Genomic DNA, 24118 nt, shown 5'->3' with positions numbered 1-24118 from the left:
TGCTGAGGCCCTGGCTAAAGCAGCCAACGCAGAAGACTCCTTTCTCTGAAACAGACTGGCCGTCCAGGCTGTGGTGCGTTAGACCTTCTCTCTGTCACGCCGGCGCCGTTCTCCAGTCGCGGCTCGGCCTTTCATCTGGCTGGCCGAAGAGAAATAGCGCGTCTTCGCATCGCGTGAGCTGAAGCGGTGGTGGTATTCCTCGGCTTCGCGGTCCAGTGTCGCAGCGAGTTCCTGTAATTCAACATCCTCCCCAGCATAGCTGTTGATGCGTCGGGCAACGGCACGAACCCGGTGGCGTGCCTGATCAACCTCGCCGCGGCGATTTTCAACTGCGGCTTCGCGGCGCGCGAGGTTGGCGTAATAGGCGGCCACCAACCGATCAACCGACCGCTCACGCGGTTGCCGGTTATTGTCTTGATGGTTGGCCCAGGTCCAGGTCTGTTTCCCGGTGGCCAGCGTTTGTCCGTCAACCTCCAGTGCGACCTCCACTTGGCACTCCGTCTGCTCCGTTCCATCCGGAAAGGTCACAGCCAAAAGGACATCTTGCACCTGTTCACTGACCAGGTCGCCCAGGCGCACCCGAAAGCCATCATTGGTTGCTTGTCCGCGAAAAACGCCCAGCGGCTCAATCCGCACCCCGCCGTTGGCCTTGAGGATCAACCAGGCATCGCGCCAGACCACATCCAGCGCATCGCCGAGTTCGCGTGCCAGCACCACCTCGATCTGCTCGGCGCGCTCGATGTCATAGAGATGGCCGCCACCGGCATCGGCCAGGGTGCCTAGCAGCGCCTCGTCATAGTCGTCGCCGACGCCGAAGGTGCTGGTGATGACCCCGCGCGCATAGAGCGCCGCAGCATGCTCAGCCAGTTCAGCGGGGTTGGTCAGACCCTGATTGGCCAGTCCGTCGGTCAGCAGAAAACAGCGATGCAGGCGTTGGTCATCCGTTGTCTCACCGACCAAACCACAACCGGTCAGCCAGCCGCCAGAAAGATTGGTGGTCCCGCGCGGATCGACACCGGATAACACCTGCTCGACCTGGGTGGCCAGTCGGCCGCCCGCCGGTGTCAGATCAAGCAGCCTGTCGATGCGGTCATCGTAGACCACCAGCGCCAGGCGATCCTCACCCGACAGTCGTCGCGCGGCCTGGGAGGCCGCATCGCAGGCGCGCGGCCATTTGTGTCCGCCCATCGACCCCGAGCGGTCGAGCACCAGGGCCAGATCCAGCGGTGGACGATTCTGAGCGCCATCCGCGCGCGGTGCTTCCAGAAAGACATGCAGAAACCGTCGGCTGTGTCCGCTGGCGCGGATCAAAGAGCGATCAGTGGCAAGATGAAACATCAGGGCGTCCTCCGTGAGATTAGGGATCAAGATCGAACAGGCGCTTGGCCTGAGTGATCAGTTCTTCGAGTCGGCGTTGCTGGGCACGCGCCAGGGGGCGGCGCACATGCAACTCGATATCCGGATGCAGGGTGATGCGCTCCCAGTGACTGCGGGGGAGGGACTTGTCGTCCTTGCGACCGAGATCTTGGGCTTTGGTCGCAGGCTTGGCCGGTAACGAACCGCTCGCCATTCCCGACAGTACCTGCGCGACATAATCCCGCGCCGAGCCTGCAGATGGAGTAGGGGGCGTGGCCGGTTCTTTCTGCAACGCGGCGCGCACTTCAGCATCGTCCAACCCCTCAAGCTGGGCGCGGATGGTCGCCAGCGGCTGATGCGCATCCTGCAGGCGACGGATCAGTTGCAAGCGCTCGAGGTGGCGGGTCTCATAGGTCGCCCCGCCGCCGCGGCCAAGTGGTGGCGGTACCAGGCCTTGAGCGATGTAGTAGCGGATGGTGCGCACATTGAGCCCGCTCCGCGCGCTGAGATCCTTGATGGTGAATGATTTGGACATGCCTGAAGTATACATGCGACAGTGGCGCTGTCAATATAATCCAGCACAGAGATGCGGCCACCAGTTGCGGCGGTTGCGGAGGGGTTGGTCGTTCGACCGGAAGAAAGAGAAGGGGATCGTGTCAGCGGAGAGCGCCGTGCGCGTGCGATTAGTGACTGTTCAATCAATACTCCTTGGGCAGCATGACCGTTGTCTGACTGCGGTCGGCTTCCGTGATAACCCACAGCGTCAGCCCCGAGTCGACTTTGTAAAGGCTCATCAGCCGTTCGTTGTCTTGCAGGGCTTGCTCATTGGCTCGCCAGTCGTCTTCATCGACATCACCCCAGTCACCATAACAGTGCCGATGCAGGACGGACTGCAGCAGGTCTTGCTGACCCAACTCCTCCAACACAGCCATTACGCCTGCCGTAGCTAGCGTGCGGCCCATCTCGAAAAGTGGTTCTATCATGTTTCATGCTGCTCCAAAGTGCATCGAAGCCGAGCAGGCAGGGTGAAATCTTCACCTTTGCAGACACCCCGCGCAACGCACTCGGGTCCGTTGAATGACACCAGTCACTCGCGTCAAGTTGTTTCCAGGCCGGATGAGGCGGCTTCAACGCGAGCGCAGGCAATAATCTCCGCTGGTGTACCAACCGGCCGGGCAGCTGGCGCCGATCTTCTGAATGGCAGATTTGGCGTTCTTGCCAGCCACGCAGTAGCCGCCGCTGGTGTAATACCCCGGCGGACAACTGCCGGATTTTGGCAGCGCACCACGCGCATTCGAGCCGGGAACGCAGTAATCCCCCTGGGTGCGATAGCCGCTCGGGCAGGCGCCTTGTTTGACCAAAGGGTCGGTACCGGCTTGCGCAAGCGGAAGGCTGATCAATGCGGTGGCCAACATCACCAGCATCAAGGCCGCTAACGGGAAAGCTCGTGATAGGCTCATAGCGATTCCCCTGGAGTTTCGATTGGATGACAACCAATGGATTATCCCGCATTTCGCAACAGCCTGAACGAGGACTCCTGTCCAGTCACCGAGCATCCCTGCTTGGCCGCACTCTGGTTTGAGGCCAAGGGCGATTGGGATCGCGCCCACGAGATCGTCCAATCCTTGCCAGACGGTCCGAGGCAAACCGGTGCCGCGCGCATTCACGCCTACCTGCACCGCAAGGAAGGCGACCTGTGGAACTCCCGCTACTGGCACCGCCGCGCCGGCAGCGTTTTTCCGGATCACCTCAGCCTGCAAGAGGAATGGGACATGCTGATCAGGGAGAACCTGAACCAACTGAATGGTCCGCAAGGCTGATCCAAACGCTCGCTACCAAGAGGAGTTCCAGCATGAGCCTGCACTGTCTTCCCTGTCTCGATTCGGTCGAACAGGCCAACGCGCGCCAATGCGAACTGCAGATCCCCCGCGAGCGGGCAGCCGCGCTCGGTCAGTCAGGCCGGCCGGAGCGCAGTTGGTGATGGCCTTGAACTTCGCCAACGGCATGCAACCTGGCTGAGACGAGTGATGCATCGACCTGCTCGCTTCATTTGGGCGCGGTGACTCAGTCTTTCTCGAACAAGGATGGGTAAATCCCCGATGGCACATTGAAAAAATCCCTTATCCACCACTCCTGTGGATAACCTTGTGAACAAGGCTGTCAGATGGCTTCTAAACCCTTGTCCCGGCGCGCGTCGTTTCCGATTGGTCAGAATTGTTGCGGCCTGTAAGTCACTGTTTTTGTTTTTCCTTGACGCCTTTTCCAACAGGGCGCAAGTGGTTGAAACTCTGGGCTTGGCGCGGAACGTGTCTGCCTCGGGGCCTGTTTATAATCCTTGGCCCGGTTGTCAAGTCCCAATATGCGATCCGGCGCGATGGGTTGGCAAAGCTGTGATCCAAGGCGGGCCTTTTCGACGCGGGCTGCGTCGCGCAAGCGGTTGCGCGCGGCCCGTGCGAATCCCCAGCATCAGGGGGTCAAAGCAAACTGATCGGCTGCCGCGTCGATCAGCGGACCTGTCGGAACCAGACATTCCGGCGCATCGAAGCGCGGCTGACCGACCGACCACGTGACGGGATAGCCGATCATTGCATCCCCTGGGCAGGGTTGGAACAGCCGCTTCAGCCGGTTTTCGTCCGCTTCCCCAGGATGCAGCCACTGATCCCAGTCCTTGGGATCAATCATCACCGGCATCCGGTCATGAACGGCCGCCACCAGCGGGTTGGCGTTGGTGACGATGATGGTCGCACTCTCCAACCGCTCACCGGAGCTCGGCTCGGTCCATTGTTCCCATAGCCCGGCGAAGGTCATCGGCTGTTCATCCCAGCGCCGAAAGGCAAAAGGCTGCTTGCCGTTGGGGGTGGTCTGCCATTCGTAGAAGGCGTCGGCCGGGATTAAGCAGCGCCGATGTTTGAACGCCGCGCGGAAGGACGGCTTTTCCGCCACCGTCTCGGCACGGGCGTTGAAGGTCTTGTAGCCGAGTTTGCGGTCCTTGGCCCAGCTGGGAACCAGGCCCCAATGGAAAGATGCCAGTTCCCGCTGAATGTCGGCTCTGGATCGACAGGCGAGCATCCGACTGCCTGGAGCAATGTTGTAGCGCGCCGGCGGTGTTCCAATCGGCGGTTGCGCCTCCAGCCAGTTCGCCGTGGCCTGCACATCGAAGCATTGGGCAAAGCGTCCGCACATCAGCTTTTCCTCAAACCGACGCTTCGATCAACCGCTGCCGCAAGCGCGTCAGCCGCTGCCCGCCGATCTGGCGCACCGCCATGCCCACGGCCTTTGGTTGGGCGATTAACACCACTAGCCGCTTGCCGCGGGTCACCCCGGTATAGAGCAGATTGCGTTGCAACAGCATGTAGTGCTGAGTCGCCAAGGGGATCACGACCGCCGGATACTCCGAGCCCTGCGCCTTATGAACGCTGATGGCATAGGCCAGCGCCAGCTCGTCGAGTTCGCCAAATTCGTAGATCACCTCCCGTCCGTCGAAGCCGATACGCACCTCGCTGTTCTCGGTGTCGATGGCGCGAATTCGGCCAATATCCCCGTTAAAGACTTCCTTGTCATAGTTGTTGACGTTCTGGATAACCTTATCGCCCGGCGCGAAGGTCCAGCCAAAGCGCTCGATACGCGGTTGGGCTTGGGGATTGAGCCGCTGCTGCAACAGCACATTCAGCGCCCGCGCGCCCAAACCACCCCGGTTCATCGGGGTGAGCACCTGGACATCGGCGACCGGGTCTAAGCCAAAACGGGCCGGGATGCGCTCACAGATGGTCTTGATTAGCCGTTCCTGGATTTGCTCAGGGGTCTCGCTGCGGATCAAAAACCAGTCGCCGTCCGGCGGCTGCGGCTCCGGGGTTTGGGGCAAGAGCCCGGCATTGATCCGATGGGCATTGACGATGATCTGCGAGGTCTGCGCCTGGCGGAAGATTTCCGTCAGTCGGACCGTCGGCAAGACACCGGAGCCAATGGCATCGGCCAGCACCGCGCCCGGGCCGACCGAGGGCAGTTGGTCGACATCCCCGACCAGCAGCACGGCGGCTGAGTCCGGGAGCGCACTCAGGAGCTTGTGCATCAGGCTGACATCGACCATGGAGGTCTCGTCGCAGACCAGCAGGTCGGTCTCCAGCGGGTTCTCGGCGTTGTGCTTGAAGTCCAGGGTCTTGGGATCGAACTCCAGCACGCGATGAATGGTCTTGGCGTCTTGCCCGGTCGATTCCGACAATCGCTTGGCCGCGCGCCCGGTCGGGGCGCACAGGGTAGCCTTGACCCCCTTGGCGCGCAGAATGCGCAAGATCGAATTGACGACCGTGGTCTTGCCCACCCCAGGGCCGCCGGTCAGCAGGGTGCATTTGCCAGTGACCGCCTGGCTGACGGCTTGTTGTTGCGACTCGGCCAAGCGCAGTCCGGTCTGGGCTTCGACCCAGGGCAAGGCGCGTTCGGTATCAATACTCTTCCAGGGTGGCGAGCCCGCGCGCAGGCGGATCAAGGACTCCGCCACACCGGCTTCGGCGCGATGCAAGGCGGGGAGGAAGACCAGCACGCGGTCCTCGACCGTTTCTGCCACCAATTGACCGGCAGCCAGCTCGAGGTTGATGGCGTCTTCAATGCCAGCAGACTCAATCTCCAGCAGCTTGACCGAGCGCTCCGCCAGCGCCTCGCGCCAGGCTGCGCAATGGCCATCGCCGGCGATTTCCTGCAGGACATGGCGCACGCCGGCGCGGGCGCGCAAGGGCGAGTCGCGCGGGATGCCCAGCCGTTCGGCGAGTTGATCGGCGGTTTTGAAGCCAATGCCGCGAATGTCCAACGCCAGCCGGTAGGGATTGCCGCGCACGCGCTCGATGGCGGCTTCGCCATAGGTCTTGAAGATGCGCACCGCCCGCGCGGTGCCAACACCATGGGACTGGAGGAAGACCATGATCTCGCGGATGACTTTCTGCTCGGCCCAGGCGCGGGTGACCCGTTCCTGGCGCTTCTTGCCGATGCCGGGCAGTTCGCGCAGACGATCCGGGGATTGTTCGATGATGTCAAACACCTGCTCGCCGAAGGCATCGACCAGGCGCTTGGCGAAATGTGGGCCGATGCCCTTGACCATCCCGGAACCGAGGTAGCGCTCGATGCCTTCGCGGGTGCCGGGCGGGACCACACGCAGTTCGTTGGCCTTGAACTGCCGGCCATGGCGGGCATCGATGGTCCATTGTCCGCGCGCGTCGATGTGCTCGCCGGGGGTGACTTGGGCGGCGTTGCCGACGACGGTGATCAACTCAGGTTCGCCACGGACTTTGACCCGCAGGACGCAAAAGCCGCTCTCGGGGCTATGGAAGGTGACGCGCTCGACCGGACCGGCGAGGGTCTCAAGCGGAGAGCCGCTGTGATAGTTTGGAGAGACCGAGTCGGGCATGGGCGGATTGTCGCAGACGCCGCAGATCGGCGGCGCGCCAAAAGGTGCGGTGCTGAGCCGATTTCCGGTCGGGCGTCATCCAAGCTTCTGTGGCTCTTGCCAGGGTGGTCAGCCCAAGCGTGCGGCGATCAAGCCGCCAGCCGCATCACGCCAGTGACAATGCCGAGGATTTCGAGTTCGTCATGGCGCAGGAAGATCGGCGCCATGTCGGGATGGGCCGGTTGCAGGCGGATGCCATCGGTTTCGATGTAGAAGCGCTTCAGGGTGACCTAATCGCCATTGATCTTGGCGACCACGGTTTCACCGTTGTCAGCGGTTTGGCGCTGCTCGACGATAATGATGTCCCCGTCCTGGATATGATCATCGATCATCGAATGCCCGCGCACCCGCAGTGCATAGCTGGCTTTGCGCGCCATGTGCGAGGGAATCTGGACGGTTTCACGATCTTCAATAGCTTCAATCGGCAGACCAGCGGCGATGGTGCCAAGCAACGGCAGGGTGACGCCGGCTTCCAGTTCCAGATCGATGGGCTCGAAGTCTGAGCCCCAGGCTGGGGCTGTGCGGCGGTGGGGAATCAGGTAGGCGAGTTGGGCCATGCGCGTTAGTGTCTTTCAATCAGCTGCAGCGATGTCTGATCTCAGCTTAGCCGAGAAGACATGGCTTGGCTGAAAAAGATTGCTGCTCAGGCGGTCAAGTATAACGGCAGGTGGAATGTTTTCGTTAGACAGAAAGGTGCCGGATTTCCAGTCGCTTTCGTTGTCGCGTTTAATTGCAATTTATCCAACACTGTCTCCACGGTTCCCGTGAGACACCGTGATGGTTGCCATCACGGTCAATCGGTCAACTTGGTTGGCTCTCGCGGGCGCGATGTCACAACAACCGATGGAGAAAACTTATGTCAACGCGCGTACTTCGCCTGCCTGTCGTTCTGGAACGGACAGGTTACAGTCGCTCCCGCCTATACGCCCGTATTAGCGAGGGACTCTTCCCCCGCCCAATCGCTCTCGGACGCAGAATGGCGGCATGGCCCGAACATGAGGTTGAAGCCGTGATTGCGGCGCATATTCGTGAAACCCCAGAATCCGACATGGCGCAGATGGTTGACCGGATGCATTCCGAGCGCTCGACGTTTGGCTTCAGCCGCCATTCCGGCACCATGACCGGAGAAAGCATGGTCACACGACCAAGGTCTTCTGTTCCTTGACCATACAGACTGGCAAAGCTGGCGCATTCGTCGATCATTCGTTCGTTGGAGTTTTCTGACCGACGGAGCCAATGAGGCTCGACTGAGGTAATCGGCGAATGGGCTTCCAAGGGGATGGATCCCTGAGGGGTAAGGCAACAGTGCGGTCTCCGTTGGAAATCGATCCAGCGCTTAACTTGACGCGCTGGATCCTCGCCAATCGCAAGGCCGAACATGACATCGACGTTTCGCGTCTCGGACTAGCAAAAAAGCGCGGCCATCTCGGCTGACCCGACTTCGGAGTGGATCACCGGTGACGGGTTTGCCAAGAGAATTGCAGGGCCAGACAGGCAGATCGCCCGGTCAGAAACTTCCAGCGGAAGCCTGGAGTCCTCAATCGTCCAGCTGGTGCCTAGGAAGTTTTGGGTTCCTAGCCAACGACGAACGGCTACCAAACGGCTACCAGATGTCAGATTAAGAAGCCTGCGATAGTGAGCACAAGCTCTAACTATCTGTTTTATATGGTGCGCCCTGTGCGACTCGAACGCACGACCACCTGATTAAAAGTCAGATGCTCTACCAACTGAGCTAAGGGCGCTTGAGGTGTCGGATGCCCGACCCGCGCAGTATAAGGGTTTCATGAGCGGGGCGCAAAGTTGGCTTGGCACCATCGCCCCAATGCCTATCTGATACGCTGGAGATCGGGTACGCTGAAGGTCGAGACCTCAAAACCATCATGATAGTTTGGTTTTTTTGTTTTTTGCGCTTGTCGGGGCGAGTCGGATCGGGTTCGGCGAAGCGAACCGGATGCGGAAATTTTCCTTTGTGGGCTTGATTGTTGCGATTACGGGTACAATCGCTTTTAGATACTACAACGATATTAACCGCGCGGAGTGAAAGTCTGACATGAATACCGCCGAAGTGCTGGAAGCCTTTGAGTTACTAGAGAACTGGGAGGCACGTTATGAGTTTATCGGGGAGTTGAGCCGGGAGTTGCTGCAAGTTGCGGACAGTGAGCGGATTGAGGCAAATCTGGTTCAGGGCTGTAACACCCGAACCTGGCTGACTGGAAGTCTGGTGGGCGATGATCCCGAGGTGATTGAGTTTCGCGCCGACGCGGAAACGCCTCTGGTGCGCGGGCTGGTGGCTTTGCTGCTAGTGCCTTTTCAGCGTCAACCGCCGGAGACTGTGCTGGAGACCGATCCCACGGACTACATCAATGGACTGGGACTCAAAGAGCATTTGAGCGCCAATCGCCAGGCTGGCATGGAGCATTTCATGGAACGCCTTTATGCGATCGCGCGCGGTCTTGGTGGAGAGTCGACGCGGAAACAGAGCTGAATCAGATCCTCCATTTCGTACATGTACACTCCAAGACTGAATTCCAGGTCCGAGCTCCAAAGTCGAAACTCAAGGTAACCACATCATGCGCATTGTTGAAGTTGTCGCTCCCGCGCGCCACGCGAAGGAATTAATGGCGATGGCACGTTTTTATGGCGCGGCGGACTGTTGGTGGGGCGCGGAGGGTCCCGATGGCAGGCAAACACTGCGAATGCTGGTCCCGGATCAGGCGCGCCAGAGGCTGCTTGATGGTCTGCAGAGCCTGCTCGAGAAGGAAAGCAACGGGCGCATTGTGATTCAGACTGTCAATGCAACCTTGCCTCGGGTGGCGGCGGGCGACGAGGAGTCCGCGGAGAATAAACGCAGCTCGGTCGCCAACACGCGCGAGGAGTTGTATACAGAGATCGCCAAGGGTGCGCAGCTTGACGGTACTTTCCTTCTGCTGGTGGCCTTGTCAACCGTGGTGGCGGCCATTGGCATGGCCGAGGATAACGTGGCCGTGGTGGTCGGCGCCATGGTCATAGCACCTTTGTTGGGGCCCATTATTGCCTTTGCATTCGCGACCTCATTGGGCGACCGGCGGCTGTCAGCACAAGCGCTGGCAGCTACCAGCGCTGGGCTTGGGCTGGCCATGCTGCTGGCCTTACTCATCGGGTTGCTAGCGCAAATTGATCTCAATAGTCAGGAGATCATGGCGCGAACCGAGGTCGGACTGGGGGGCGTCGCGCTCGCTCTGGCGTCTGGCGCGGCAGCTGTGCTGTCGCTAACCACCGGGCTGTCATCGGCCTTGGTGGGTGTCATGGTGGCAGTGGCCCTGCTGCCGCCAACCGCCGTGCTGGGGCTGATGCTGGGCCATCAGCGCTGGGAACTGGCGCTCGGGGCCGCGCTGCTGCTGGCCGTGAATGTGGTCTGCGTGCTACTGGCGGCCAAGGTGGTCTTCCTTGTCAAGGGCGTGAAACCGCGCGGCTGGCTGGAGACGCGCAAAGCCCAGTATTCGACCTCCTTGTACATCGCGCTCTGGGCTATTTTGCTGGCCGTGCTCATTGCCGCCATGCTGGTGCGCGCTTCGTTCGGCGATCTGCTCAAGAATGTACCGTTCTGGGGCGGCTGAAGGTTAAACCCGGCGCCCCGGACCGAGCGTGATCAGGCGCGTTCGATGGGGAAGGCGATCACTTGATCGATATGATCGGCACCGCAGACCAGCATCAGCAGCCGGTCGAGTCCGAGTGCAACACCGGCACTCTCGGGCAAACCGGCCACAAGTGCCGCGAGCAGTTGTTCATCCTGAGGGACGGGCACCCGACCCAAGGCTTGACGCTCCGCATTATCAAAGACAAAGCGTCGTCGCTGCTCCTCGGCTGCGGTTAATTCCTGAAAACCATTGGCCAACTCCATGCCCTGCATGTACAGCTCAAAGCGCTCGGCATGCGGCGGGTCATGGTCGCTCAGGCGCGCCAAGGCGGCCTGGCTGGGCGGATAGTCGTGCACAAAGGTAAGGCCGGCTTGCCCTAGCTTGGGCTCCAGGCAGTGGGTAAGGAGTAAATCCAGCCAACCATCGGTGTCCAACTTAAGATCTTCGCCCAGTCCTTTGGCATGTGCAACGGCCTGCAAGCTATCCGGCGTGCAGTGCCAGGGGTCCACCGCGAGTTCGCGCTGGAACAACTCCCGGTAACGGACGAACTCGACCGCCTGTTCGGGACGATGCAGCAGATGGCGGACCAGATCAGCCACCTCCCCCATGAGCTCCACCAGCGTCCAGCCCGGGCGATACCATTCGAGCAAGCTGAACTCTGGATGATGCCGCCGCCCGCGCTCACCAGCGCGAAATACCCGACATACCTGATAGATGGGACCAACGCCGGCGGCCAACAGGCGCTTCATCGGGAACTCAGGTGAGGTATGCAGCCAGTAGCCGCTGTCCTCCACCCGCATGGAAGCCAGCGCGGGGTCGGTCGCCGCTGCTTGCGAGAGCATGGGCGTTTCCACCTCCAGCACCTCGCGCGCGGCAAAGAAAGCGCGAATGTCGGCCAACATGCGCGCCCGCGCCCGTAGCACCTCCGGTGAGGCGCAAGGGCCCCAGCTGTTGACCTCCACCCGCGACTGGGCGAAAGCCGGAGGCGGGGTCACTTGCGGTTGCGGACTAGTCGTCCCGGGCGCGTGACACATAGGCGCCGGTGCGGGTATCGACCTTGATCATCTCGCCAATCTGCACGAACAAGGGCACATTGACCACGGCCCCCGTCTCGAGGGTAGCCGGTTTGCCGCCACCGCCGGAGGTATCACCCTTCAGGCCAGGGTCGGTTTCAGTGATCTCAAGCACCACGAAATTGGGCGGTTCGACGCTCAGCGGAGCGCCGTTATAGAGGGTCACCGAGCACATATCCTGCTCCTTGATCCACTTGGCTGCCTCGCCCACGGCCGTCTCATCGGCGGTGAGCTGCTCGAAGGTCTCAGGGTGCATGAAATGCCAGACCTCGCCATCGTTGTAGAGATACTGCAACTCGGTATCATGCACGTCGGCGGCCTCGACCGAGTCACCAGACTTGAAAGTCCGCTCCACCACGCGCCCGCTCTTGAGGTTTTTGATCTTGACGCGATTAAATGCCTGCCCCTTGCCCGGTTTGACGAACTCATTCTCGACGATATTGTAAGGATCACCGTCAAGCATGATCTTCAACCCACCTTTGAACTCATTGGTTTTATAACTTGCCATGCAAACTCCTCGACTCAGGCTCTTGCTCATTGACCCGAAACATCACGCGCTCGACGATGCGTCGCGATCGCATCGCCTCAGACGCTGAGCAGCCCTGATGACGGACTGCTCGATGGGGACGCAGGCGCAGCCAAAGTGCGCGGCCCGCGGCCAGCCGCCAATGGTATCGCGAAGCCGACGCCAATGGCAGACATCCGCGCACAAGAGCGACTGGCATGCTGATCTGCGCACTGGCATTCGCGATCTGCCACGCCTGTGCCAACTGCTTGATCTGGACCCGGCGCTGATTGCCGAGGGCAAGGCGGCCGCCGCATCTTATCCGCTGAGTGCGCCGCGCGCCTGGTTGGATCTCATCGAGCCAGGCAACCCAGATGACCCTCTGCTGCGCCAAATCCTGCCGACTTTGGCGGAAACCCGGCCTCACCCGGATTTTGGCCCCGACCCGGTTGGTGACCAAAACGCCCGACAAACATCCGGCTTGCTGTGCAAGTACCCTGGCCGCGCCCTGCTGCTAGTCACCGGCGCCTGCCCCATCCACTGCCGCTACTGTTTTCGCCGCTGCTTCCCTTTCGCCGCCAGCATGAACCACCCTGACCAGGCCACGCGAGCGCTGGCGGCCATTGCCGCGCGACCGGATCTCAGTGAAGTCATTCTCAGCGGCGGCGATCCCTTGCTACTCAATGATCGCAGCCTAGGCTGGCTGCTCGGCGCCCTGGAGAGTATCGGACATCTGAAACGGATCCGTTTGCATACCCGCATTCCAACCACGCTGCCAAGCCGGATTGACGCGACGCTGTGCCGGCTACTCGGTGGCGGCCGGCTCCCATGCGTGCTGGTCACCCAAACCAATCACCCGCGCGAGCTTGGCGAGGCAGCCGCCACCGCGCTGGCCCGGCTGCAGCGCGCGGGCATCACCCTATTGAACCAAAGCGTGCTGCTACGCGGGGTGAATGACTCGCCGGAAATTCTCCGCGATCTGAGCGAGCGGCTCTTTGCGCTAGGCGTCATGCCCTATTATCTCCACCTGCTCGACCAGGTTACCGGCAGCGCGCATTTCGCCCTGCCCCTGACAAGCTGTGTCAAGATCGCGAAAGAGTTGCGCGCCCAAATGTCCGGCTATCTGATGCCGAGGGTGGTCATCGAGCAACTGGGGGCCAATAGCAAAACGCCGCTTGATCAAGCTCAGGAAGAATCTCGGGAGCAAGGCGATGGACCCAACGCGCGAAAGAGAGTCGCGCACAGCCGGGCGCGGGTATAACATGGCACCCCGAATGTAAACATCGACTGTCGTGACGCGCATCCGGCCTGAGTGGCGCTCAGCCGACGACCGCAATGTCCCATGCAGATCGGCAACCCGGCGCGCCACTCACCGGATCATGCAACAGACAGGCGCTAGTGGGCGGCGCGTTTTTGGAAAGGCACAACTTGCTAGATGGCCAATCCGGTAAATCACTTTCAGCTCCTGATTCTCGCCGCCGCGGCGGCTGACGCGGAAGCGGTGCTCGCTGTTCTGAAGCGCGCCCGATTGCCCGTGCGCGGTGCCTTCTCCGTAAATCCCAAGAGCCTTGTACGCACTAACCACATCGATCTGATCCTCGCCTGCATCGGCGAGTCGGTTTCGGCTCAGGAAATTGCCTCGGCCTATGTGGATATCGACCGGCGCATCCCGCTCATCGTCCTCGCTCCCCCAGGCGACCAGGACGCCAATGCCCTGCATCTGCTGCGCGCCGGCGCCCATGGGCTGCTGACGCCTGGTGACGAAGACGCCTTGGTCCGGGCCGTGCAGCGCGAATGGAAACTCTGGACATCCGCCCAGCAAGCTAAAATACTGCATGAGCGCCTCAAGCGCAGCGAACGCCACCTCCAGGCACTGCTGAAAGCCGGCGGCGAGGGTCTGCAGTCGGGCCAGCGCCTTGATCCCCAAGCAGCCCTGCGCTCCCTGACCGGACCGGTGGACAACAGCGGTTCGCCTCAAAGCAGCCTGATGGATTTGCTCCCCCCCGAGTATCGCGAGGCGCTGGGTCCGCTCATCACCGGTCTGAGGGCAGACCAAAACACGCCGCCAGTGGCAGCTGAAGGTCAAGCGCCAAACCAGCCGCCGGATGAGCTACCCAAGCAACCACCAGATCGACCACAAGACCAAACAGCAGCCCCAGAGCTTGATCTCACCCTGAAACCAAGCGGCGGACAACTGCGACCCGCTCCAGCAACCTCCAGCCCCGGTGAACAAGCCCCCCAAGAACAAGCACCTCAAGAACAGGCACCCCAAGAACAGGCACCCCAAGAACAGGCACCCCAAGAACAGGCAATGGAACAGCAGCTCGCGTTGCAAGTGTCCTCCGAGCCGCTCCCCGACCTCCCGCTGAATGACGCCAAAGAGGCCAAGCTCCCGCCGCTAACCCTTGCAACCAGCGAGGATCCGCTTCCGGATCTTAGCGAACAACCCCATGCGCTCTCCGGTCGCGAACCCAGCGATGAGGAACTGATTGAGCAAATTGAGCGCGCGCTGGACAACGACGGCTTCAAACTGGCTTACCAACCCATCGTCAGCCTACGCGGGGACAGCCAGGAAAGATACAGCGTGCTGCTGCGCCTGCTTGATGACAACCGCACTTTTCACGCGGCCGATAATCTGCTCGAGCCAGCCGCGCGTTCCGGCCGCCTGCCCGATGTCGACCGCTGGGTGATTCAGCATGCCCTGCGCGCGCTGAGTGACAGACGGCAGGCCGGGCAACGCGCGCATTTCCTGCTCAGCTTGTCCGCGGTACTGCTGCAAGATCCGGACTTGTTGATCTGGATCTGCGACCAGCTGCGCCAAAACAGCATTCGCGGCAACTGGGTCAGTTTTCAGATTCACGAGCAGGACATCCGCACGCTGGGCGACACTGCCTATGGCCTGGCCTCTGGGCTCAGACAGGTGAAAAGCAAGGTCGTGGTATCAAACTTCGGCCAGAATCCCGACTCCGAACTCCTGTTCAACGAGTTCCCACTGGATTTTGCGCGTCTTGCACCTGCCCTGACCGAGAATCTCAGCACCGATCAGCTCAAGAATGGCCACGTCAAGCACCTGCTCGCCGCCGCCCAGTCAAAGAGCATTCGAAGTATTGCCGGCTGCATCGAGGATGAGCGCACGCTCGCTGCCATCTGGAGTGCAGGTGCCGACTATGTCCAGGGCAAAGTCCTTGGCCGCCCGTCATCCGCCCTTGACCTAAATGACTGACGACTCCGAGCAACCTGGGTTCGCTACCCCCAAAGGCACATGCCCGGTCGCCACCAGGGTGCTGGCGTCCTGGCAATGGGTCTCCTGATCGTCAAAGAAAATATCCGCGTCAAAGGCCTTTAGAAAGCGACCCTTGCCGAGCCCGCTGAGAAAAAGCGCCTCGTCGATACGGATATCCCAAGCACGCAGGGTGCGGATCACCCGCTCGTGCGAGGGCGCGCCGCGCGAGGTGATCAAGGCTGTACGCAGAGGTGATTCGTCCGCCGGAAAGATGCTTTGAATGCGTTGCAGCGCCAACAGAAAGCCTTTAAACGGGCCATCCGACAGCGGCTCGCGCGCGGCCGCGACCTCATTGGCGTTAAATGCAGCCAGCCCATCGCGGCGGAAAATCCGCTCTGATTCATCGGAGAAGAGCACCGCATCGCCATCGAAGGCAATACGCAACTGCTCGTCATCGCGCGTCTTGGCAAAAGGCGGACTGGCCCAGATGGTGGCGGCCGCGCAGCCTGCCATCAGCGCCTGGCGTACGTCACTCGGGTCGACCGAAAGAAAAAGATGCGCGCCAAAGGCAGACACATAGCGATAAGGGCTCTCACCGCTGGTGAAGGCGGCCCGCGCGATGTCGAGTCCATAGTGATGAATGGAATTAAACACCCGCAGCCCAGTGTCGGAGCTATTGCGCGAGAGCAGAATGACATCCACCTGGCCGCGTTCGCCGAGCCGCTCATTCAGGGCCAGGAGCTTTTTGACCAGCGCGAAAGCAACGCCAGGTTCAAGCACATCGCCCTCATGCGCCACCTGATAGGCATGGTAGGCCTCAATGCCCTGATTCTCGAACACCCGATGGGATTCTGCCAGATCGAACAGTGCCCGTGAAGAGATGGCCACCACCAGGCGGATATCGGACACAGAATCAGGCATTTTCACAACCCAAAGCGCGAACTAACCCAGACCATCCCGTCATCTTGGCCAGGACACCACGGGCCGCGGCTCCCCCCACCGAGCTCAAGTCAAGATCTGGCCAAGACTGGCACAAGGAACCTGGATTACCAGGGCATCATCCCGTTCATGAAGTTCATTGGCCGGCCAATGCTGCGGTTCATCCCTCCGAGGTCGTCACGCATGACCGCCGTGGTAAAGGTCATGGATCGGATGGACTCGTTCATGCTCTGCATGTTGGACAACATGGGCTCCAGAGTGCGTACGTGGACCTCCATACCATCGACCGAAGCGGTGATGCCGCGCATGTCATTGCTCATCTGCACCATGTTATCGGAGATGGACTGCATGTTACTTGCCATCACCGTCATGTTGGAGTCGACGCTAATGGCGAGATAGTGCACGTCCTTGGCCAGACTGAACACCAGATAAAAACCATAGGCCGCCAGAATGATGAAGGCAAAGAGCGACGGGTAGACGATCAACTCCCAACGTCGAGCACTGGTCTCAAACGCCTGCGACAATCGATCAACCGCAAAGGCATTGGCCCGGACATCCCGGCTTTGTTCAGCGGGGCTTTGCACGCCGTCTACGCGCTCGTCATATCCCTCCTCGGCATCGGCGGATGCATGGGAGGCTGAACTCGACTTCTCCCCAGTGTGTTTGTGCTCATCTGTCATCATTACCATACTCCCTGAGCCGCTTGGCGGGCCGGTGCGCGTCCGGGTGAAACAACCCCTTGGCTCCCGGCCAATCCGGCCCTGGGTGGTACCCAGGGCTGGTTTAGTCCAGATGCCGATTAAAGCAGCCGATTAAAGCCAGTTACAACAGGACCGCGCCAGGCCCGCCGCGCCACAACTAACGCAGCAAATGCGGATAGAGCGCGGCCGCCAGTGCGTTGAATTCCCGCGCGGCTTTACCGCGCGAATCGAGTTCAAAGGCCGCCAACCCCTCGCTGAAGGAGCGCCGAAACACGGTTCGCAGCGACAGGCGGCTACGCACAAAACGCACCCCATTTAGCGACACCAGCGCGGCCGCGGCTTCGTCAGTTTCCCGCACCGCGTGATGGGTATCGCCGCGATTGATGAAGCCGAGAATATCGGGCCCCGAGCGATCACGTTCCACGGATTCGACCAGCCGCACAAAGCGCTGAGTGGACCAAATATCGGCCTGCGACGGCGGCACCGGTACCAGCACCCGATCACACAGGGATAAGGCCAGGCGCAGCGCGTCCATGTCCGAGGTGCCGATATCAATCAGCGTCTCGGCGGTTTCACCCAGGCTTTCCGTCGTCAAAGCACTTTGATCGCGCACCTTGAGCACGGGTTTGAAACCTTCCTCGACCCGCACCTGATTCACGTCGGTCAGGGTGGCCTGGGGGTCGGCGTCGATCAATTGCACATCGACCTCGGCCATCGCCAGCCACACGCCCAGATTGAAGGTGAGTGTGCTTTTGCCTGAACCGCCTTTCAAAGATCCGACAACAGTGATCACGAACTTACTCCTTCACGCCCACGCCCTTGGAGAGCCAGTCCCGCGCGGTCATCGCCTCAGTCCAACCCTGCCGCGCTTGAATTGGCGCCTAACAGGGCAGCAGCGACCAAGACCAGGGGGGGTGGGAGCCTGACTACTTCAGTCGTTAGCGCCTAGCATTAACCCACCGATCACTCCGACGAAGCATCAGCGGTGCTCCCCTAAGGTTCAAGCGGGCGAAACCGAAAGCGCGAATCACTGACATTGGCTGGCATCCGGGACTCAAGCCGCTTGTCTTCGCGAAAACTGTAGCCACCCTGCTGGGCACCCCAGGAGCCGGCAGGTACCTGCCAGTCCTGGCGAGCCCCATTGTCGCCGCGAAAGTGATAGCCGCTTGCCTCTGCGTCATACGAAGCCCCATAAGGCGAATACCAGTCAGACTCACGCCACTGAGTTGGGTTTGCACCGTTATCAAACCCGGTCTGCTCATCCAAGGCAGACGGATAATGCGGACTAACGGAACTTTTTGCGCCTACCTGGTAATCCGCCCCCACACCCGATGAACGCGTCGCACCAGGCGCGACCCATTGATGTCGGCTGGAGTCGCCATCGGCATTACCCCGGCCATATGCATCATGCGCGCTGCCGTCATTCCAATTGGAGGCTCGGCCACCCTTGTACCCGCTTGCCCCTGAATAACCTGGCGCTGATCCGGTATAAGGCGCGACATAAGGCAAGGTCTCGCCCGCGCGATACCAACCGGGATCCGCTGTCTTGCTGGCATCCGCTGGCTCCCAGGCACTCGCGGACAGGCTGACACCCAGCGCCGCGGCCAGAGCGAAGCCATGCCCAAGTGTTAACGGATAAGGAACCCGAGTACGCGTCATTCGCTGGCTCCACCTTGATCATCATCGGTTTTTAGCCGAATACCACGTCGCGTTGGCTTCTTGCGCGTGCCGGTGCTGGCCGCCTTCTTGACAGGCGCCTTGCCAGATGCCGCGCCATTGGTCTCGCTAGCCGCTTCGGCATCAGATGCCTTGGTCGTGGTCTTCCTGCTGGTGCTCCTAGTCGTGCTCCTAGTCGTGCTATTGGCGCTGCTGGCCTTTTTCACCGGCACCCTTTTGGTTGGCGGCTTGGCAGGGGCTTTCTTAACAGGTGTTTTCTTAACGGGCGCGCTTTTGGTCGCGGCATTCTCAACGCTCGCATCCTGGGCCGCTGCCCTCTGGGCTGGGTCTTCTGCAATCGGTGCCGGGCTGGCCGCATCCTGGGATGCCCGCTCGGCGCGCACCCTGAGCGCATTGCGTCGAGAAACAGCTTCCGCGGTCTGCACCGGTTTATCGCGCCCCTTCGCGCGCTGCTTGCGCCAGAGATCATTGACCGCGCTATACACCAGCAGCCCCAGACCGCGCAGGGCATAACCGATCATCAGCAGGCCTTCGCCCAGGTATCTCAGCTTGGAGACGCCTGACTTAGATGTCGGCGCCCGGCGCGCGCTGGTTGCCGCCTCGCCGTTGCCCAGCATCCGCGCGCAGGGCACCTCGACCCCGGGCGGCGCGGAGGCCACGGCCACCTCGCACAGATCCTTGCTGGCCGCCACGCAGCCAAGCGGGATAACAATGAGTGTCAGGACGGTCGAGACCAAAACACCCGAAGCCAGGGAAATGGCCATGCCCTGGAAAATTGGATCACTGAAAATGACACTTGAGCCGGCCACCAGCGCCAAGGCGGTTATGACAATGGGTCGGGTTCTGGTGGTGCAGGCGCGCACCACCGCATCGGCCACTGGCACGCCTTTTTGTACCTCGCTGATGGAGAAATCCACCAGCAGGATGGAATTACGCACGATAATGCCGGCCAGGGCGATCCAGCCAATCATGGAGGTGGCGGTGAACTCCCCGCCCAGACCGAACTGGAAGGCGAGAAAATGCGCCGGAATAATGCCAAGCAGGGTCAACGGAATGGGCGCCATGATGATGAGTGGAATACGGAAGTTGCCGAACTCCCACACCACCAGAATATAGATCAGGACCAGGGCCACGCCAAAGGCCGCGCCCATGTCGCGGAAGGTCTCGTAGGTGACCGTCCATTCGCCGCCCCATTCCCAGCCGGCGACCTGATCGCTGGGCGGTGGCCCCAGCCAAAAGCCCTTGGGCTTGGTGCCATCGGGGGCACGATAGTTCGCCGCGGCCATGGCATCGCCAATCTGCAGCATGGCATAGACGGGCGCGGCCAGATCGCCGCCGACATCAGCCACCACATATTCGACCCCGCGCAGGTCCTTACGGTAGATGATGGCCTCCTCGGGCACGCGTTCGAAGCGGCCGAGCTCGCGCAGCGGCACGGTAAAGCCCGAATCTGACTGAATAGGCAGGTCGCCCAGGGTCTGAATTTGGGAGCGTTCGGCCAGAGGCACCTGGATGACAATGCGGATGGGCTCGTGGCCGGAGATTTGTTTGACATCTCCGAGTTCCGCGCCTCCCAGGGCCATGGCCAGATTCTGATTGATGCGATCAACGGAAATACCCCTGCGCACCGCCTTTTCGGTATCGACGTGGAAGCGCCAATAGTCGAAGCCATCGCGCATGTAGTTATCTACATCACGCGTACTCTCGGCCTGCTCGAAAAACTCGGTCATCTCGTGCGCGAATTGCCGTCTCACCTCGTCCGAGGGGCCATGAATCTCGGCCACCACCGCCTGCAGGACCGGCGGTCCGGGCGGCATCTCAACCACGGCAATCCGGGCGCCGAGCTGCTCGGCCAGGGGTTTTAGCATCTCGCGCGCCGCCACGGCTAGCTCGTGGCTGGAGCGGTCTCGATCATGCTTGTTGGTCAGCTGTACCTGCAGTTCACCCTGCCAGGGCTCCGAGCGCAAATAGTAATGGCGCACCATGCCATTGAAATCGAAGGGACGCGCGGTGCCGGCATAGAGCTGAATGGCGGTAACTTCTGGCAACTCGCGCAGGCGATTGGCCATCTGGTTGGCCAGATTGGCGGTCACTGGCAGCGCCGTGCCCTCGGGCATGTCGATGACCACCGAGAACTCCGGCTTGTTGTCCAGTGGCAGCATCTTCACCGGCACCCAGCTGAAGTAGAAGAAGCTGCAGGTGAACAGAAAGGTGCCCCAGAGCACCAGGCGGAAGGTGGCGCGCTTGCGTTTGTCCTCGATCAGCGGGATCAGAATGCGCTGATAGAGTTTTTTCAAATGCTCGGCCTCGCGGTGCTCGCGCTTCTCGGCTACTTCCAGATAGCGCATGGACGGACGCAGCCAGTTGGAAATTGCCAGATAGGGCGTGAACACAAAGGCCGCGAAGAGCGAGATCAACATGGCCACCGAGCCCAGCGCCGGGATGGGTTCCATGTAGGGCCCCATCATGCCGCTGACGAAGCCCATGGGCAGCAGGGCGGCGATCACAGTGAAGGTGGCTAGAATGGTGGGATTGCCGACCTCGCGCACTGCATCGATAGCGGTGGCCTCGTCGGTCTTGCCCTCTTCAAGCCAGCGCCGGTAGATGTTCTCGATCACCACAATGGCGTCATCGACCAGAATGCCAATGGAGAAAATTAGCGCGAACAGGCTCACGCGGTCGATGGTGTAGTCGGTGATCCAGGCCATGAAGATGGTCATCAGGAGCACCACGGGGATGACCAGCATGACCACGATGGCGGGCTTGAGCGCGCGGAAGGCGAGCAACACCAGCACGAAGACAAAGAAGGTCGCGACAAAAAGCTTGAAAATCAGCTCGGAGACTTTCTCATCCGCGGTTTCGCCATAATTGCGGGTAACGCTGACCTCAACATTGTGCGGGATGCGGGAACCGCGCAGTTCCTCCACCTTCTCGATGATGGCATCGGCGACTGTCACGCCATTGGTGAGTGGCTTTTTGGCAATGGCGATGGTGACCGCCGGCTCGCCATCGGCGACCAGCCCTTCTGGCGCGGCAGGGCCGGTGTAGTAAGCAACCATTTGATTGGCATCTTCAGACCCCTGGCGCACGCGGCCAAGATCATGCACATAGACGGGCACTTGATTGAAGGTTCCAACCACCAGGCGGTTGATTTCGTCGGCATTGGTGAGAAAAGCGCCGGTGGTGACCGAAAAATGCGAGCCACTCGATTCCACGCCGCCTGCGGTGGTCTCGGCATTGGCGGTGGTGATGGTGTTGGCCACCTGTCCCAAGCTAATCTGGTAGCTTGACAGCCGCTCCGGCCAGACATCCACGGTGATCTGCTCGCGGCGCCCGCCAACAATGAAGCTATTGCCGGTGTTCTTAACCTCTTTGAGCACCTGCAGCACATCCTGCGCCAGCAGCCGCAACTGGCCATCATCGACATCCGGTTGACCGTTACGATCAACATCCTTCGACCACAGGGTGAGGGTGACAATGGGCACATCATCAATGCCTTTGGTCTTGACCATGGGCGGCATGACACCGGGCGGGATCTTGTCCATGTTGGACGCGATCTTGTCATTGATCTTCACCAGCGAGGGGCCCATCTCCTCGCCGACATCGAACTCGACAGTGACAATGCCCTGACCGCGTTGGGCTGCCGAGTAGACATGCTTGACGCCGGGAATCTCACTCATGATGCGCTCGAGCGGCTGCATGGCGAGATTCGACACCTGCTGCGCCGAAGCGCCCGGATATTGCACCATGATGTCGATCATGGGCACCGAGATCTGCGGATCTTCCTGGCGCGGGGTGGCGATCAGCCCCAACAACCCCATGGCCAGCATGGCCACATATAGCAGCGGGGACAGAGGGGAATGAATAAAGGCCCGCGCGGTTTTGCCAGCCAGGCCCAAATTCTCCGCACTACTAGAGTGGGCGCCAGCATCTGGTGGTGAACTCGGGGCGGAGCCATTCGGGTTCATGTCACTGGGTCTGTCCCCTTGCGGGTGCATGTCATCCTGGCTCATGGGCATGGTCTATCGCGGTAGTCGGTGGGACGGTGTGATCGGCGGGAGGCTTGTCGGACGTTCAGCAGGCCGCCCTAGTTCTTCCAGTCGGCGGCCGATCAGTGACCGGAGGCGGAATTTGCATTCGGGCCCGGGCCGTCGGACCAGCCGCTGGCCACGCCGGGGCCCGGATTGGCCAGAATGCGCTCGCCAGCACGTAGCCCGCTCAGGATGCTCACGCCACCCTCGGGCGTGGCATCGCCGACACGCACCAGACGCAGCTGCGGGCGACCATTGCCATCCAGCACATAAACGCCGGGCAGACTCCCGTTGTAGCGGATGGCCGAGCGCGGCACGACCGGATTGGAGCGCGCCGGGGCATTGAAATCGGGCACCAGCACAGTGGCATACATGCCGGGCTCCGAGGTGCCCTGGGGCAGGTCGAACTTGACCTTGATGGTGTGGCGCCGCGGATCGGCCATAGGGAAAATCTGCGCGATACGCACCGGCACATTCGCCAAGGCGCCAGCGCGCGCGCCCGGTCCAGCCGCCGGCACGTCCAGCTCGGCGCGCAACATCATGCCCTCATGCAAGCCGGAACGCAGCCGTGCCGGCACATCGACCTCCACTTGCAGGTATTCCACATCGGCAAACTTAAGCAGCGGCTGGCCCGGTTGCACCGTATCCCCTACCTCCACCAGCTTGCCAACGATGATGCCATCAAAGGGAGCGATCGAGCGTGCGTCACGCAGTTTGGCGTCAAGCGCGCGCAACTCCGCCTGCAAGCGCATCATTTGGTGATGGGCCTCGCGCACCTGGGTGCGGGAGGCGAAGAGATCAGCCGCTTCCTCGGTGTCCTGATCGCGCTCGCCGAGAAAGTCCTCCATCGGGCGGGTCAACATTTGGTCGAACAAGTTAGGCACGCCCATGCCTCCCGGGGCCGACTTGGAGCGCGGAGAGAAAAGCTCGCGGTTATATTGCACCCCGGCATTGCGAATTTGGGTATCGGCCGAAGCCATCTGCGCCAAAAGCGCCTCGCGCTTGGCCTCCAGTTCGCTCGCGTCGATCGACACTAGCACCTTGCCCTGATCGAAATCATCGCCCTCAATGCCGGCGATGAAGGTCACGCGTCCCGGCATCTGCGCGGCGAAGGTGACTTCCTTGTAGGGGATGACAGTTCCACCGATCGACATGGTCGGAAAGCCCTCGGCCTGGCGCACGACAATGGCCTCGTCCACCGCCAAGGCGCCGCGCCCGAACAGAGCCGCAACCAATGTCAGCACTAACAGGCCTGTTCTAGTAAGGCTTGTTGAACGGCTTTGAGAACAGCCTCGCAAAGAGCGCTGCAAGCAATTCCGTAAATCTGTCCACGAAGGGGTATGCACAGGTTTTCCTTTAAATCCCATCGGTTGGGCACCCAAGATTGAATAAACGAAAAAATGAAGCAGTCTCATGCGACCAAAGGCGCGAGCGCAACACGCCTGAGTTCCGGCGACCAGAGCGACGGTACCACAGCTTGAGCGAAAACATTGATAAAGGTCAATTTGCCAGTCCAATCGCCATAGGGCCGGCAGTATCCAGAAATCCTGTCGCCAATTCAA

Annotated in this window: 21 protein-coding genes, 1 tRNA gene and 2 pseudogenes; 8 read left to right on the top strand and 16 right to left on the bottom strand. The window is 60.9% G+C overall.

Features of this window, described 5'->3' with window-relative positions; all coding sequences use genetic code 11:
* Positions 1-78: 78 nt before the first annotated feature.
* From Thiowin_RS03000 to Thiowin_RS02985, 4 genes are all read right to left on the bottom strand, one after another.
* Positions 79-1338: a vWA domain-containing protein gene (locus Thiowin_RS03000; RefSeq protein ID WP_328986260.1), complete on the bottom strand. Its 1260-nt coding sequence runs from the start codon at positions 1336-1338 to the stop codon at positions 79-81.
* A 19-nt stretch (positions 1339-1357) separates the two neighbouring features.
* Positions 1358-1891: a MerR family transcriptional regulator gene (locus Thiowin_RS02995; RefSeq protein ID WP_328986259.1), complete on the bottom strand. Its 534-nt coding sequence runs from the start codon at positions 1889-1891 to the stop codon at positions 1358-1360.
* Between the two features lie 163 nt (positions 1892-2054).
* On the bottom strand, positions 2055-2339 hold the full coding sequence (locus Thiowin_RS02990) for a hypothetical protein (protein ID WP_328986258.1): 285 nt from the start codon (positions 2337-2339) through the stop codon (positions 2055-2057).
* A gap of 144 nt (positions 2340-2483) precedes the next feature.
* Positions 2484-2816: a hypothetical protein gene (locus tag Thiowin_RS02985; RefSeq protein WP_328986257.1), complete on the bottom strand. Its 333-nt coding sequence runs from the start codon at positions 2814-2816 to the stop codon at positions 2484-2486.
* Positions 2817-2852: 36 nt separating this feature from the next.
* Between Thiowin_RS02985 and Thiowin_RS02980 the strand changes: the two genes are divergently transcribed.
* Positions 2853-3176, top strand: a complete 324-nt coding sequence (locus tag Thiowin_RS02980) for a hypothetical protein (protein ID WP_328986256.1) — start codon at positions 2853-2855, stop codon at positions 3174-3176.
* A 32-nt stretch (positions 3177-3208) separates the two neighbouring features.
* The gene (locus Thiowin_RS02975) at positions 3209-3337 is read left to right on the top strand and encodes a hypothetical protein (RefSeq protein WP_328986255.1); all 129 of its coding nucleotides are present in this window, start codon (positions 3209-3211) and stop codon (positions 3335-3337) included.
* A 485-nt stretch (positions 3338-3822) separates the two neighbouring features.
* Here Thiowin_RS02975 and Thiowin_RS02970 read toward each other — a convergent pair whose 3' ends face one another.
* The 3 genes and pseudogenes from Thiowin_RS02970 to lexA all read right to left on the bottom strand — a co-directional run bounded on the left by Thiowin_RS02970 (position 3823) and on the right by lexA (position 7347).
* Positions 3823-4539 (bottom strand): SOS response-associated peptidase, encoded by a 717-nt coding sequence (locus Thiowin_RS02970; RefSeq protein ID WP_328986254.1) that lies wholly within the window; start codon positions 4537-4539, stop codon positions 3823-3825.
* Between the two features lie 10 nt (positions 4540-4549).
* A complete protein-coding gene (recD2, locus tag Thiowin_RS02965) occupies positions 4550-6751 on the bottom strand; it encodes an SF1B family DNA helicase RecD2 (protein ID WP_328986253.1) in 2202 nt (733 codons plus the stop codon).
* Between the two features lie 128 nt (positions 6752-6879).
* A pseudogene (gene lexA / locus Thiowin_RS02960) lies at positions 6880-7347 on the bottom strand (transcriptional repressor LexA).
* Between the two features lie 299 nt (positions 7348-7646).
* On the opposite strand from lexA, the pseudogene Thiowin_RS25160 reads away from it, so the two are divergent.
* Together Thiowin_RS25160 and Thiowin_RS25155 are read left to right on the top strand one after the other, a co-directional pair.
* Positions 7647-7736: pseudogene (locus Thiowin_RS25160) on the top strand (helix-turn-helix transcriptional regulator); the annotation flags it as partial.
* Between the two features lie 30 nt (positions 7737-7766).
* Positions 7767-7955 carry a hypothetical protein gene (locus Thiowin_RS25155; RefSeq protein ID WP_408034265.1) on the top strand — a complete coding sequence of 63 codons (189 nt, stop codon included), beginning with the start codon at positions 7767-7769 and terminating at the stop codon, positions 7953-7955.
* 501 nt (positions 7956-8456) lie between these two features.
* Here the strand turns inward: Thiowin_RS25155 and Thiowin_RS02950 are convergent.
* A tRNA-Lys gene (locus tag Thiowin_RS02950) sits at positions 8457-8532 on the bottom strand.
* A 308-nt stretch (positions 8533-8840) separates the two neighbouring features.
* Here Thiowin_RS02950 and Thiowin_RS02945 point away from each other — a divergent pair.
* Positions 8841-9275, top strand: a complete 435-nt coding sequence (locus Thiowin_RS02945; RefSeq protein ID WP_328986251.1) for a SufE family protein — start codon at positions 8841-8843, stop codon at positions 9273-9275.
* Between the two features lie 85 nt (positions 9276-9360).
* The gene (locus tag Thiowin_RS02940; RefSeq protein WP_328986250.1) at positions 9361-10386 is read left to right on the top strand and encodes a TIGR00341 family protein; all 1026 of its coding nucleotides are present in this window, start codon (positions 9361-9363) and stop codon (positions 10384-10386) included.
* A gap of 32 nt (positions 10387-10418) precedes the next feature.
* On the opposite strand, the gene epmA is transcribed toward Thiowin_RS02940, so the two are convergent.
* Complete coding sequence (gene epmA, locus Thiowin_RS02935; protein WP_408034151.1) at positions 10419-11441, bottom strand: EF-P lysine aminoacylase EpmA; 1023 nt, start codon at positions 11439-11441, stop codon at positions 10419-10421.
* Positions 11416-11988 carry an elongation factor P gene (efp, locus tag Thiowin_RS02930; protein WP_328986248.1) on the bottom strand — a complete coding sequence of 191 codons (573 nt, stop codon included), beginning with the start codon at positions 11986-11988 and terminating at the stop codon, positions 11416-11418. Before efp ends, epmA begins: the two co-directional genes overlap by 26 nt.
* Before the next feature lie 160 nt (positions 11989-12148).
* On the opposite strand from efp, the gene epmB reads away from it, so the two are divergent.
* Positions 12149-13246 (top strand): EF-P beta-lysylation protein EpmB, encoded by a 1098-nt coding sequence (gene epmB, locus Thiowin_RS02925; RefSeq protein WP_328986247.1) that lies wholly within the window; start codon positions 12149-12151, stop codon positions 13244-13246.
* 174 nt (positions 13247-13420) lie between these two features.
* Positions 13421-15208: an EAL domain-containing protein gene (locus tag Thiowin_RS02920; RefSeq protein WP_328986246.1), complete on the top strand. Its 1788-nt coding sequence runs from the start codon at positions 13421-13423 to the stop codon at positions 15206-15208.
* Here Thiowin_RS02920 and Thiowin_RS02915 read toward each other — a convergent pair.
* The 6 genes from Thiowin_RS02915 to Thiowin_RS02890 form a co-directional block, all read right to left on the bottom strand.
* Positions 15197-16129 (bottom strand): 5'-nucleotidase, encoded by a 933-nt coding sequence (locus Thiowin_RS02915; protein ID WP_328986245.1) that lies wholly within the window; start codon positions 16127-16129, stop codon positions 15197-15199. The two genes, Thiowin_RS02920 and Thiowin_RS02915, sit on opposite strands and share 12 nt — an antisense overlap.
* 125 nt (positions 16130-16254) lie before the next feature.
* Positions 16255-16830 carry a hypothetical protein gene (locus Thiowin_RS02910; protein ID WP_328986244.1) on the bottom strand — a complete coding sequence of 192 codons (576 nt, stop codon included), beginning with the start codon at positions 16828-16830 and terminating at the stop codon, positions 16255-16257.
* A 175-nt stretch (positions 16831-17005) separates the two neighbouring features.
* Entirely contained in the window at positions 17006-17641 is a 636-nt protein-coding gene (locus tag Thiowin_RS02905; protein WP_328986243.1) for a ParA family protein, read from the bottom strand.
* 200 nt (positions 17642-17841) lie between these two features.
* Positions 17842-18507 carry a hypothetical protein gene (locus Thiowin_RS02900; RefSeq protein WP_328986242.1) on the bottom strand — a complete coding sequence of 222 codons (666 nt, stop codon included), beginning with the start codon at positions 18505-18507 and terminating at the stop codon, positions 17842-17844.
* On the bottom strand, positions 18504-22538 hold the full coding sequence (locus Thiowin_RS02895; RefSeq protein WP_328986241.1) for an efflux RND transporter permease subunit: 4035 nt from the start codon (positions 22536-22538) through the stop codon (positions 18504-18506). Before Thiowin_RS02895 ends, Thiowin_RS02900 begins: the two co-directional genes overlap by 4 nt.
* A 98-nt stretch (positions 22539-22636) precedes the next feature.
* Positions 22637-23791 carry an efflux RND transporter periplasmic adaptor subunit gene (locus Thiowin_RS02890; protein WP_408034260.1) on the bottom strand — a complete coding sequence of 385 codons (1155 nt, stop codon included), beginning with the start codon at positions 23789-23791 and terminating at the stop codon, positions 22637-22639.
* Positions 23792-24118 lie beyond the last annotated feature (327 nt).

The organism is Thiorhodovibrio winogradskyi (assembly GCF_036208045.1).
Lineage (GTDB): Bacteria > Pseudomonadota > Gammaproteobacteria > Chromatiales > Chromatiaceae > Thiorhodovibrio > Thiorhodovibrio winogradskyi.
This window is presented reverse-complemented; position numbering and strand designations above follow the sequence as displayed.

Excerpts from the sequence above, each read along its gene's own strand:
- Thiowin_RS03000 (WP_328986260.1), bottom strand. The coding sequence starts at position 1,338 with ATGTTTCATCTTGCCACTGATCGCTCTTTGATCCGCGCCAGCGGACAC.
- Thiowin_RS02990 (WP_328986258.1), bottom strand. The coding sequence starts at position 2,339 with ATGATAGAACCACTTTTCGAGATGGGCCGCACGCTAGCTACGGCAGGC.
- epmB (WP_328986247.1), top strand. The coding sequence starts at position 12,149 with ATGGTATCGCGAAGCCGACGCCAATGGCAGACATCCGCGCACAAGAGC.
- Thiowin_RS02910 (WP_328986244.1), bottom strand. The coding sequence starts at position 16,830 with ATGATGACAGATGAGCACAAACACACTGGGGAGAAGTCGAGTTCAGCC.
- Thiowin_RS02985 (WP_328986257.1), bottom strand. The coding sequence starts at position 2,816 with ATGAGCCTATCACGAGCTTTCCCGTTAGCGGCCTTGATGCTGGTGATG.
- efp (WP_328986248.1), bottom strand. The coding sequence starts at position 11,988 with ATGGCAAGTTATAAAACCAATGAGTTCAAAGGTGGGTTGAAGATCATG.
- Thiowin_RS02940 (WP_328986250.1), top strand. The coding sequence starts at position 9,361 with ATGCGCATTGTTGAAGTTGTCGCTCCCGCGCGCCACGCGAAGGAATTA.
- Thiowin_RS02970 (WP_328986254.1), bottom strand. The coding sequence starts at position 4,539 with ATGTGCGGACGCTTTGCCCAATGCTTCGATGTGCAGGCCACGGCGAAC.
- Thiowin_RS02945 (WP_328986251.1), top strand. The coding sequence starts at position 8,841 with ATGAATACCGCCGAAGTGCTGGAAGCCTTTGAGTTACTAGAGAACTGG.
- epmA (WP_408034151.1), bottom strand. The coding sequence starts at position 11,441 with ATGTGTCACGCGCCCGGGACGACTAGTCCGCAACCGCAAGTGACCCCG.
- Thiowin_RS02915 (WP_328986245.1), bottom strand. The coding sequence starts at position 16,129 with ATGCCTGATTCTGTGTCCGATATCCGCCTGGTGGTGGCCATCTCTTCA.
- recD2 (WP_328986253.1), bottom strand. The coding sequence starts at position 6,751 with ATGCCCGACTCGGTCTCTCCAAACTATCACAGCGGCTCTCCGCTTGAG.
- Thiowin_RS02920 (WP_328986246.1), top strand. The coding sequence starts at position 13,421 with ATGGCCAATCCGGTAAATCACTTTCAGCTCCTGATTCTCGCCGCCGCG.
- Thiowin_RS25155 (WP_408034265.1), top strand. The coding sequence starts at position 7,767 with ATGGCGGCATGGCCCGAACATGAGGTTGAAGCCGTGATTGCGGCGCAT.
- Thiowin_RS02980 (WP_328986256.1), top strand. The coding sequence starts at position 2,853 with ATGGATTATCCCGCATTTCGCAACAGCCTGAACGAGGACTCCTGTCCA.
- Thiowin_RS02975 (WP_328986255.1), top strand. The coding sequence starts at position 3,209 with ATGAGCCTGCACTGTCTTCCCTGTCTCGATTCGGTCGAACAGGCCAAC.
- Thiowin_RS02895 (WP_328986241.1), bottom strand. The coding sequence starts at position 22,538 with ATGAGCCAGGATGACATGCACCCGCAAGGGGACAGACCCAGTGACATG.
- Thiowin_RS02995 (WP_328986259.1), bottom strand. The coding sequence starts at position 1,891 with ATGTCCAAATCATTCACCATCAAGGATCTCAGCGCGCGGAGCGGGCTC.
- Thiowin_RS02900 (WP_328986242.1), bottom strand. The coding sequence starts at position 18,507 with ATGACGCGTACTCGGGTTCCTTATCCGTTAACACTTGGGCATGGCTTC.